This is a genomic window from Ruegeria sp. SCP10, assembly GCF_040329495.1.
Taxonomy (GTDB): Bacteria; Pseudomonadota; Alphaproteobacteria; order Rhodobacterales; family Rhodobacteraceae; genus Ruegeria.
Genome location: NZ_JBDZYF010000015.1, coordinates 72,893 through 83,080, shown reverse-complemented (window position 1 = coordinate 83,080; position 10,188 = coordinate 72,893). Strand labels below are relative to the sequence as shown.

Below are 10,188 nucleotides of genomic sequence, written 5' to 3'. Positions count from 1 at the left end.
TCAACAACCTCAGATGCCCCCAGTCTCTCCTGAGCGTCTCAACCGTCTCTCCGGCCCGTCTCCGCCATCTAAAGCGTCCCAACAACAACCTCAGCGCCGCCGGTGAAGGGGTATTTACGGATTAGGTCTGACACCTGCAACCCCCATTTTGAAAAAACTTCACATTTCTCGGCAGAAACTTGTTCAGGTTAATGAAAACAACAGGTTAGCTTCAGAAACTTCGCAGAAAACCTGCTGACCCATTGCTTCGATCCCAGCAAAGACCAACCATCCAGTGGAATCGTACCCAATGCTTGGTATGCACACCAGAGCCGGGTCAAAGAAAACGCCGCCCGAGTCTCCTCGGGCGGCACAACTCGCTTGAATAATAGTAGGCTTACTTCAGATCGAAGCGGTCCGCATTCATCACCTTGTTCCAGGCCGAGACAAAGTCACAGACGAATTTGCCCTCGGCGCCGACCTGACCGTAGACCTCGGCCAACGCCCGCAATTGCGAGTTCGAGCCGAAGACCAGATCGACGCGGGTGCCGGTCCATTTGAGCTCACCGTTGGCACGGTCACGCCCTTCATAGACGCCTTTGCCAGACGGCTTCCATTCTGTGCTCATGTCCAGAATGTTGGTGAAGAAGTCTGTGCTGAGCGTTCCAACACGATCTGTGAACACGCCATGTTTGCTATCACCAAAGTTGGCGCCCAGAACACGCAGGCCACCCACAAGCGCTGTCATCTCGGGTGCTGACAGGGTCAGCAGCTGTGCACGGTCGACCAACAGTTCCTCGGGCGAAACAGTGTATTCAGCCTTCTGATAGTTACGGAATCCGTCAGCGGCGGGCTCCATCACGGCGAAACTGTCCACATCCGTCTGCTCTTGCGTCGCATCGGTGCGGCCCGGAGTAAACGGAACCTCGACCGCCTGACCACCAGCTTTCGCTGCCTGTTCGACACCTACAGCACCGGCCAGAACGATCACATCGGCCAGAGACACTTTCTTGCCCCCAGACTGCGCACCGTTGAACGCAGACTGAACGCCTTCCAGTGCGCCCAACGCCTTGGACAGTTTCATCGGCTCGTTCACATCCCAGTCCTTCTGCGGCGCAAGGCGGATACGGGCCCCGTTGGCACCACCGCGCTTGTCCGACCCACGGAAGGTCGAGGCCGAAGCCCAGGCGGTCGAGACCAGCTCGGGCACCGACAGGCCGGTGGCGGCGATCTTGGCTTTAAGGTCGGCAACATCCGCATCATCGACCAGATCGTGATCGACGGCTGGGACGTTGTCTTGCCACAACAGCTCCTCGGTCGGGGCCTCCGGACCGATGTAGGCCGCGCGTGGGCCCATATCGCGGTGGGTCAGTTTGAACCAGGCGCGGGCGAAGGCGTCGGCGAACTCGTCCGGGTTCTCGTGGAAACGCTTCGAGATCGGGCCATAGATCGGATCCATGCGCATCGCCATATCGGCGGTTGTCATCATGGTTTTGACCTTTTTCGACGGATCATGTGCTGCCGGGGCCATATCTTCTTCTTTGACGTTCACCGGCTCCCAGATCCACGCGCCTGAGGGGCTTTTGGTCAGGTTCCAGTCATAGCCGAACAGCAGGTCGAAATAGCCATTGTCCCATTTGATGGGATTCGCCGTCCATGCGCCCTCAATGCCCGAGGTAGTGGTGTCGTCACCCTTGCCTGATCCAAATTTGTTGATCCAGCCAAAGCCCATCTCTTCAATCGGAGCGGCCTCTGGATCGGGACCAACCAGATCAGGATCACCCGCACCATGCGCCTTACCAAAGGTGTGGCCACCTGCGACCAGAGCGACGGTTTCTTCGTCATTCATCGCCATCCGGCCAAACGTGTCGCGAATATCCCGACCCGAAGCCAGCGCATCAGGCTGTCCGTCTGGACCTTCGGGGTTCACATAGATCAGACCCATCTGCACAGCGGCCAGCGGGTTTTCCAGATCGCGCTCACCCGAGTAACGGCTATGTGGGTTTTCCGTCGGGGCCAGCCATTCGGTTTCCGAACCCCAATAGATGTCTTCCTCAGGCGCCCAGATGTCTTCGCGGCCACCGGCGAAACCAAAGGTCTTACCACCCATTGATTCAATCGCGCAGTTACCCGCCAGGATCATCAGGTCGGCCCAGGAAATCTGGTTGCCGTATTTCTGCTTGATCGGCCACAACAGGCGGCGCGCCTTGTCCAGGTTGCCGTTATCCGGCCAGCTGTTCAGCGGCGCAAAGCGCTGGTTGCCGGTCGAAGCCCCGCCGCGGCCATCCGCCGTGCGATAGGTCCCCGCGCTGTGCCAGGCCATCCGGATGAAGAAACCACCATAGTGGCCGTAATCTGCGGGCCACCAGTCCTGTGAGTCCGTCATAAGCGCATAAAGGTCGTCTTTCAGCGCCTTCATATCCAGCTTCTGGAATTCTTCGGCATAGTCGAAGTCAGCATCCATCGGGTTGGAAGCTGGCGCATGCTGATGCAAGATCGACAGGTTCAGCTGATTGGGCCACCAGTCACGATTTGATCGTGTACCGGCACCATGCATCACGGGGCATCCGCCCGTTTTGGGGTTATCACTTCCATCCATATCGATCTCCAATGCTGGCTAAGGACTTGCGGCTTTGCGCAGTAAAACTTGCAATCAACAAGATTACAGAAAGATGTCACCGATATCGTTTTCAAGCCTAAGCCCAGAATGATGATGCGGAAACTTCACTGATCTCTTGCGTCGCGCCCCGTATACCAAAGTGAAGCCATGAGAATAAGTTCTCTTTTCGGATGGCAACAATAGGTTTTTCTTATAGCTTAGCGGCTATTGAGGCAGACCCAATCCTCGCTTTTCAAAATGACCCTGTGTCCGAACTGAAATTGGCGATTGTGTTTCTACATCCTGCTCGGGCACAGTCGGCTGCATTACCACGCGCCGTTCCCCCTGATCCCCAATATCACGCGGCGCATCCAAAACGTTAAAGGCACTTATATGGAATTTGACTATGTCATTGTCGGTGGCGGCTCGGCGGGATCTGTCCTTGCCAACCGTCTAAGCGAAGATCCGAAAAAAACGGTTTGCTTGCTCGAAGCTGGGGGGCCGGGCGATCACCTTATTATTCGAATTCCCGCCGCCATCGTCGCTGCGTTACCGGGGCGCCCAAAGATCAGCAACTGGGCGTTCGAGACAGTTCCTCAACCCGGTTTGAACGGGCGCAAAGGCTATCAGCCGCGCGGCAAGGCCTTGGGTGGATCAAGCGCCATCAACGCGATGCTTTATGTTCGAGGGCAGCGACAGGATTATGATGGCTGGGCCGATCAAGGGTGCATCGGTTGGGATTGGGACAGCGTCCTGCCCTACTTCAAAAAGTCCGAGAATAACGAACAGGGCGCTGATGATTTGCATGGCGACAAGGGCCCGCTGCAGGTGTCACATCAACAAGAACCACGCCCAGTGACCCATGCCTTTGTAGAGGCAGCAGAACAACTGCAACATAGACGCACCAAAGATTTTAATCGGGGCGATAATGAAGGCGTGGGCCTGTATCAGGTCACCCAGTTTCATGACCCGGACAGAAATGGTGAGCGCTGTTCGACCGCAGCTGCCTATGTCCACCCGGTGATGGATCGCCCCAATCTGACGGTGATCACCTATGCGCACGCAAAGGAACTGACCTTTGAAGGCAAACGCGCCACAGGTGTGATCTACAAACGAAAGGCGAAAGGCCCCGATCTTAGTGTATCCGCCAGGCTAGAAGTGCTGATCTGCGCCGGGGCGCTTCAATCGCCGCAACTGTTGCAGCTTTCGGGGATCGGCGCCGAGGATGAGCTGCGCCAAACCGGAATACCAGTCCGGCACGCGCTGCCCGGCGTAGGCAAGAATCTGCAGGACCATCTGGATTTCATTCTGGCTTACAAAAGCAAGGACACGGATAACTTCGGACTTGGTCTCGTCGGTGCCGCGCGCCTGTTGGGCCACCTCTGGCGTTGGCGCAAAACCGGTGCGTCGATGGCAGCGACACCCTTTGCCGAAGGCGGCGCTTTCTTAAAAACCTCTCCGGGTCTTGACCGCCCCGATATTCAGCTGCATTTCGCCATCGCGCTGGTCGATGATCACGCCAGAAAACTGCACTATGGCTATGGCTATAGCTGCCATGTCTGCAAACTGCGCCCCCACAGCCGCGGCTCGGTTGGGCTGCACAGCGCTGACCCGTTTTCCGCCCCTGCCATTGATCCCGGGTTTCTATCCGACGACCGCGATCTTGAAACCATGATCAAAGGCGCCCGCATGATGCGCGAGATTATGCAAGCGCCTGCTCTGTCCAAGTTCAGGAAATCCGAAATGTTCGGAACCGACACCGCAACCACGGATGCAGATTGGGAACAGCATATTCGCGCCCGCGCCGACACGATCTATCACCCGGTCGGGACCTGCAAAATGGGTCTGGATGATATGGCCGTGGTCGACCCCGAGCTTCAGGTGCACGGAATCGACGGACTAAGAGTTGTCGATGCATCGATCATGCCGACGCTGGTATCGGGCAACACCAACGCTCCCACGATCATGATCGCTGAAAAAGCGGCTGACATGATCAAAGCGGCGGCGCGATGAACCAGGCTATTGCCCTTTCAGCAACGCCTCAAGACCAACGCGATAATTGGGGTACAGCAGTTGCACCCCAAGCTCATCCTTGATTCGATCATTCCGAACACGCTTGTTTTCATTGTAAAAGCTGCGCGCCATCGGGGTCAGGTCAGCTTCGTCATAGGGTACGGCTGGCGGCAGAGGCAGGCCTTGTAACTCGGCTGCGTAGCCGATCACATCCTGCGGCGGCACAGGCTCATCATCGCACACATTGTACACTGCGCCGGGGTTGGGCGCTGTCATAGAGGCCGCCAAAACCTGCGCAATATCGTCGACATGGATGCGCGAAAACACCTGCCCCGGCTTGATGATCCGCCGCAACCCACCGCGTTTAAGCTTGGAAAACGGCCCCCGCCCCGGCCCATAGATCCCCGCCAGACGGAAGATATGAACAGGCAGCCCCGTAGTGGCCGCCCATTGCTCCTCGGCCCGCAAACGCCAGCGGCCCCGCTTCGCCGTCGGCGCAGGCGGGGTCGCTTCGTCTACCCAATCGCCCTGATGATCGCCATAAATCGCCGTGGTAGACAGATATCCCACCCAGGTGAACTGAGCCGCCCGCGCCGCAATCTCATCCCTCAACGCCGCCAGAACAGGATCGCCCTCTTCGGTCGGCGCCGTGGAAATCAGAACATGTGTCACACCGTCCAGGTCTGGCATCTCTCCGGGCCAGACCAAGGGCACGGCCCCAGACGCTCGGATCGCAGCCATGCCATCCGCGTCACGCGTGGTCCCGATGATGTTCCACCCATCCGGTGCCAAGCGGCGCGATAGGGCCTGCGCCGAATAGCCGTGGCCAAAAGAGAAAAGCGTTCGTGTCATCCCCCCTAGATGATCTGGACGGAACCGGGATGCAAGCACCTCATGGACGACTTGATTCGAATCCCCTCCTGCGCCTTTCATGACAGCATGACCAACAAAACACCCGACCTGCACGCCGCCTATGCGCTGACCTCACCCGAGGACAACAAACGTCTCTATGCCGAATGGGCAAGCGACTATGATGACGGTTTCGCGATGCGCGAGGATTATCAGCTGCATATCCGCACCGCCCGCGCCTTTGTGGGCGCCTTCGGGCAGGGCCCGGTGCTGGACGTAGGCGCAGGCACCGGCCTTTGCGGAGCAGTTCTGACCCGCTTGGGCGTAGGACCAATCGATGCCACCGATATCAGCGCAGAAATGCTGGAACAGGCCATGCGCAAGGATATCTACCGTGATGCGATCGAGGCCGACCTCAACACCGGTATCCCCGTGCCGCGCCATAGCTATTCGGGCATCGTATCCTCAGGCACTTTCACCCATGGGCACCTCGGCCCCGAGGTACTGCCCAGCTTGCTACGCGTTGCCCGTCCGGGCGCTCAATTCGCGCTGTCGATTAATACGAAGCATTTTGAAAAATTGGGCTTCGCCGAAGCGCTCCGCCAGTTGGAGCAGGGTCAGATCCGAAGTCTCTCCCTGCCCGAAGTTCAAATCTACGGCGATCTCGCCGCCGGCCCCAACAAAGACGACACTGCATTCATCGCGCTGTTCGAGCGCATTTGATCCGCTCTTCATCTGGCCAAAAATATCCCGGGGGAGGTGCGGCTTGCCGCGCCGGGGGCAGAGCCCCCTACCGCCCTTTCCAAACCGGATCGCGCTTTTCAGCAAAGGCGCGCGCTCCCTCCAGATTGTCCTCGGACCCGTACAGCACATCGACACTGGGTAGCTGCCGCTTTGTGATTCGGTTCATCGCGTCCTGGAACTTCGCATCCTCGGCGTCACGCACGATCTCCTTGATCGCTGCATATACCAGAGGTGGACCGCTGGCCAACAACCGCGCAAGTTCCCAGGCGCGATCCATCAGTTGATCGCCGGGCACGATTTCGTTGACCAGCCCCCAACGATGCGCCTCATCCGCGTCGAACCAGCGCCCGGTCAGCAACAGCTCCATTGCGATATGATACGGGATGCGCTTGGGCAACTTGACGCTGGCCGCATCGGCCACTGTCCCTGACCGTATCTCGGGCAAGGCAAAACTGGCGTGATCTGCTGCGATGATCATGTCAGCGCTCAGCGCCAGTTCTAGCCCGCCACCGCAGGCGATACCATTGACCGCAGCGATCACAGGCTTGTTCAGGCCGCGCAGCTCCTGCAACCCTCCGAACCCGCCGACGCCATAATCGCCATCCACCGCATCCCCATCAGCGGCCGCTTTCAAATCCCAGCCGGGGCAAAAGAACTTCTCTCCGCCACCCGTCAGAATCGCCACACGCAACTCGGAATCATCGCGGAATTCCTGAAACGCTTCGCCCATGATCCGGCTTGTGACCAGATCAATCGCATTGGCCTTGGGCCGGTCCAGCGTGACTTCGAGAATGGCGCCGTCGCGGCGGGTTTTGATCGGACTCATTGGCGTGCCTTTCGGATCAGCGCATCCACTGCAACCGCGTCCTCGGTGGTGCAGATCAGCGGGTTAACCTCAACTTCTTCGACTGTTGCCGCATTGGCAATGACATAGTTCTGCACCGTCTCGACTGCGTCGAGAATGGCATCCATATCAGCGGCAGTTTTGCCACGATACCCGGCCAGCAGAGGTGCACAGGCCAGCTTGCCCAGCGCCGCCTGAACAGCGGCCCGAGAGGACGGGATCAGGACCGAAACCGTGTCGCGCAGGATTTCCGTCAGTACCCCTCCGGCCCCGAGGGTCAGAACATAGCCATGCGCCGCGTCGCGGGTCACACCGATCAACATCTCGGCCACAGCACCATTTGCCATCTCCTCGATCAACACCGTATCGGTGCCAATCGATCTGGCGGTTTCGGTCAGATCGGATCGCGCAACGCCCAGCCGAACTGCACCATGTTCAGACTTATGCGCCAGCCCGACGCCTTTCACGGCAAAGGGCTCTTGCAGGTCGTTTGGAATTTGCTCCGCGTCTTCCGCCGCGACCTCGCAACTGCGCGGAATGCGCAGACCAAAATCCGCGAGGGCCGATTTCGCCTCTGCCTCGCTCAGAACCTGATCTGCGGGTGCATCCGAAGGCAGCAACACCGGATCAGACGCGGGCGGCAAAGGTCGCGCTGCAGCTTCAACGGCTGACAATGCCTCATGCAGCCCGGAAAAGGGCACCACCCCGCCATCTGACAATTGCTGCGCCACATGTTCAGGCATCAGCTCCGGCAAGGTCGCCGTCACCGCGAATGGCCGTCCTGTCGCAGCAACACAGTTCAACGCGGCCTGCGTGGCGCAAGCCCAATCTGTCGCATCGGTGTGCGGATAATCCACGATGGACATGGTCATGGCCTTGTCCCGCCCGGTCATCCCCGACCAGGCGCGGGTCATCGCCTCGGTATCCCGCCAAATATAGGTGTGATAATCCAGCGGATTTGCCAGCGCCACCATCGGGCCCAGGGCGGCACGTAGGTCCGTGCGCTGTTGATCGGTCAGGGGTGGAAAATACAGGTCTCGCCCTTCGGCCATGTCAGCGGCCAGGCTGGCCTCGCCCCCGGAACAGCTGATCATGCCCAAACCGTTTCCGTCCAATCGCCCCGCAACATGCAACAGCTTGAGGCATTCCAGAAAACTGGGGATATCACCCAGCCGCGCGATGCCCAGACGATCCAGAAATGCCTGCGCCCCAGCATCGCCACCCGCCAGTGAGGCTGTGTGCGAGATCGTCGCCGCCTGCGCATGCTGCGATCGGCCCATCTTCAACGCTATGATAGGCACGCCCCGGTCCTGCGCTTTTGCGGCCAAAACCTCCCATTTCCGCAGATCACCGAACCCTTCGATATGAACACCAATCGCGGTGATCCGATCATCATCCAAAAGGGCCGACGCAATATCGGCCTGATGCGTCTGCGCCTGGTTCCCGCAAGTCAGCATGAAGGCCAGCGGCAGCGCGCGTTGCTGCATCGTCATATTGATGGCGATGTTCGAGCTTTGCGTCAGGATCGCCACACCTCGGTCAACCGGCCGCATTCCGTGCTGATCCGGCCAGATTGCGGCGCGTTCCAACCCGTTGACGAAGCCATAGCAATTCGGTCCAAGAATCGGCATGTCCCCTGCCGCAGCAACCAATTGGGCCTGAAGATCAGCGCCCTGATCATCCTCGGCCTTGGCTTCGGTAAACCCGGACGCAAAGCAAACCGCACCGCCCGCACCCGCAGCCGACAGTTCTGAAATCACAGGGATCGTGGCATGGCGATTGATGCCAATAAAGGCCACGTCCGGCGGACGCGGCAAATCCGCAATCGAGGGCACAGCACGCTCACCCGAGACCTGATCCGCCTTGGGGTGAACCGGCCAGATATCCCCGGTGAACCCAAACTTTCGGGCTTGGTTGATCACTTCCGCGCACCAGGCCCCGCCGCCGATCACGGCCATCGATGACGGGTTCAGAACACGCCCCAGGGGCCTCATGCGCCCAGCGCCCTCAGCAGGTCCCGGCTGATGATATGGCGCTGTATCTCGCTAGTGCCATCCCAGATACGTTCGACCCGTGCATCGCGCCAGAACCGTTCCAGCGGATAGTCATCCATCAGACCCATCCCACCGTGCACCTGAATTGCTGCATCGGTCACCCGTGCCAGCATTTCAGAGGCATAGAGCTTGGCTGACGCAATCTCGCGATTCGCGGGCAGGCCTTTGTCCAGCCGATCCGCCGCCGCCAGGGTTAACAAATCCGCCGCGTCGATTTCGGTGATCATGTCGGCAATCTGGAAGGATACACCCTGAAACTTGCCGATCTTCTGGCCGAACTGCTCGCGCGTGGCCGCATAATCCAACGCGTAGTCAAAGGCCCGGCGCGCGCGACCGACCGACATCGCGGCCACGGTGATCCGGGTGGCATAAAGCCAAGTGTTCATAACCTCGAACCCGCCATCGACCTCGCCCAGAACCTGGCTGTCGGGCAGGCGGCAATCATCGAAGTCCAGAACCATGTTCTTGTAGCCGCGATGGCTGACCGACTTATACCCATCCCGGATGGTGAAACCCGGTGTGCCGCGATCCACCAAAAACGCGGTGATCCGCTTTTTCGGTCCTTTGGGCGTCTGATCCTCACCCGTCGCGATGAAAACGATGATGAAATCCGCATGCTCGGCGCCCGAGATGAAATGCTTGGTTCCATTGACCACCCAATCCCCGCCATCCCTAACGGCGGCACACTTCATCCCGCGCACATCCGATCCCGCGCCGGGCTCAGTCATGGCCAACGCATCCATCCTCTCACCCCTTACGGCAGGCATGAGATAGCGTTCGACCTGTTCACCCTCGCAGGCCATCAGGATGTTCTGCGGACGTCCGAAGAAATGGTTCAGGGCCATCGACCCCCGACCCAGCTCCCGCTCGACCAGAGCGAATTCCAGATGGTTCAGACCTGCACAGCCAACGCTTTCGGGAAAGTTACAGGCATAAAAACCCAGCTCGATGGTCTTGCGCTTGATCTCAGCCGCGATCTCCTGCGGGACTTCGCCGGTGCGTTCCACCAGCTCCTCATGCGGGTAAATCTCGTTCTCGACAAAGCTGCGCACCGTCGAGGCGATCATCTCCTGTTCGTCGGACAGACCATATTGCATCTGAATTCT

General features: G+C 59.1%; 7 protein-coding genes. 2 read left to right on the top strand and 5 right to left on the bottom strand.

Going from position 1 to position 10,188, the window contains the following annotated elements; all coding sequences use genetic code 11:
- Positions 1-376: 376 nt before the first annotated feature.
- Positions 377-2,578 carry a catalase/peroxidase HPI gene (katG, locus tag ABLN87_RS20700; protein ID WP_353013864.1) on the bottom strand — a complete coding sequence of 734 codons (2,202 nt, stop codon included), beginning with the start codon at positions 2,576-2,578 and terminating at the stop codon, positions 377-379.
- 393 nt (positions 2,579-2,971) lie between these two features.
- Here katG and ABLN87_RS20695 point away from each other — a divergent pair, with 393 nt between their 5' ends.
- Positions 2,972-4,591: a GMC family oxidoreductase gene (locus tag ABLN87_RS20695; RefSeq protein ID WP_353013862.1), complete on the top strand. Its 1,620-nt coding sequence runs from the start codon at positions 2,972-2,974 to the stop codon at positions 4,589-4,591.
- 6 nt (positions 4,592-4,597) lie between these two features.
- Here the strand turns inward: ABLN87_RS20695 and ABLN87_RS20690 are convergent, their stop codons facing one another.
- The gene (locus tag ABLN87_RS20690) at positions 4,598-5,443 is read right to left on the bottom strand and encodes an SDR family oxidoreductase (RefSeq protein WP_353013861.1); all 846 of its coding nucleotides are present in this window, start codon (positions 5,441-5,443) and stop codon (positions 4,598-4,600) included.
- Positions 5,444-5,530: 87 nt separating this feature from the next.
- Between ABLN87_RS20690 and ABLN87_RS20685 the strand changes: the two genes are divergently transcribed.
- On the top strand, positions 5,531-6,163 hold the full coding sequence (locus tag ABLN87_RS20685) for a class I SAM-dependent DNA methyltransferase (protein WP_353013866.1): 633 nt from the start codon (positions 5,531-5,533) through the stop codon (positions 6,161-6,163).
- 67 nt (positions 6,164-6,230) lie between these two features.
- Here ABLN87_RS20685 and ABLN87_RS20680 read toward each other — a convergent pair whose 3' ends face one another.
- From ABLN87_RS20680 to ABLN87_RS20670, 3 genes are read right to left on the bottom strand one after another with little or no spacing between them, the layout of a single operon-like run.
- On the bottom strand, positions 6,231-7,010 hold the full coding sequence (locus ABLN87_RS20680; RefSeq protein WP_353013859.1) for a carnitinyl-CoA dehydratase: 780 nt from the start codon (positions 7,008-7,010) through the stop codon (positions 6,231-6,233).
- Positions 7,007-9,022 (bottom strand): acetate--CoA ligase family protein, encoded by a 2,016-nt coding sequence (locus ABLN87_RS20675; protein WP_353013857.1) that lies wholly within the window; start codon positions 9,020-9,022, stop codon positions 7,007-7,009. Before ABLN87_RS20675 ends, ABLN87_RS20680 begins: the two co-directional genes overlap by 4 nt.
- Positions 9,019-10,179: an acyl-CoA dehydrogenase family protein gene (locus ABLN87_RS20670; RefSeq protein WP_353013855.1), complete on the bottom strand. Its 1,161-nt coding sequence runs from the start codon at positions 10,177-10,179 to the stop codon at positions 9,019-9,021. The genes ABLN87_RS20675 and ABLN87_RS20670 overlap by 4 nt, the downstream gene beginning before the upstream one ends.
- Positions 10,180-10,188: the final 9 nt, after the last annotated feature.

Bases quoted from the DNA above. Each gene is read 5' to 3' on its own strand.
- ABLN87_RS20680 (WP_353013859.1), bottom strand. From the start codon at position 7,010: ATGAGTCCGATCAAAACCCGCCGCGACGGCGCCATTCTCGAAGTCACG.
- ABLN87_RS20675 (WP_353013857.1), bottom strand. From the start codon at position 9,022: ATGAGGCCCCTGGGGCGTGTTCTGAACCCGTCATCGATGGCCGTGATC.
- ABLN87_RS20695 (WP_353013862.1), top strand. From the start codon at position 2,972: ATGGAATTTGACTATGTCATTGTCGGTGGCGGCTCGGCGGGATCTGTC.
- ABLN87_RS20670 (WP_353013855.1), bottom strand. From the start codon at position 10,179: ATGCAATATGGTCTGTCCGACGAACAGGAGATGATCGCCTCGACGGTG.
- katG (WP_353013864.1), bottom strand. From the start codon at position 2,578: ATGGATGGAAGTGATAACCCCAAAACGGGCGGATGCCCCGTGATGCAT.
- ABLN87_RS20685 (WP_353013866.1), top strand. From the start codon at position 5,531: ATGACCAACAAAACACCCGACCTGCACGCCGCCTATGCGCTGACCTCA.
- ABLN87_RS20690 (WP_353013861.1), bottom strand. From the start codon at position 5,443: ATGACACGAACGCTTTTCTCTTTTGGCCACGGCTATTCGGCGCAGGCC.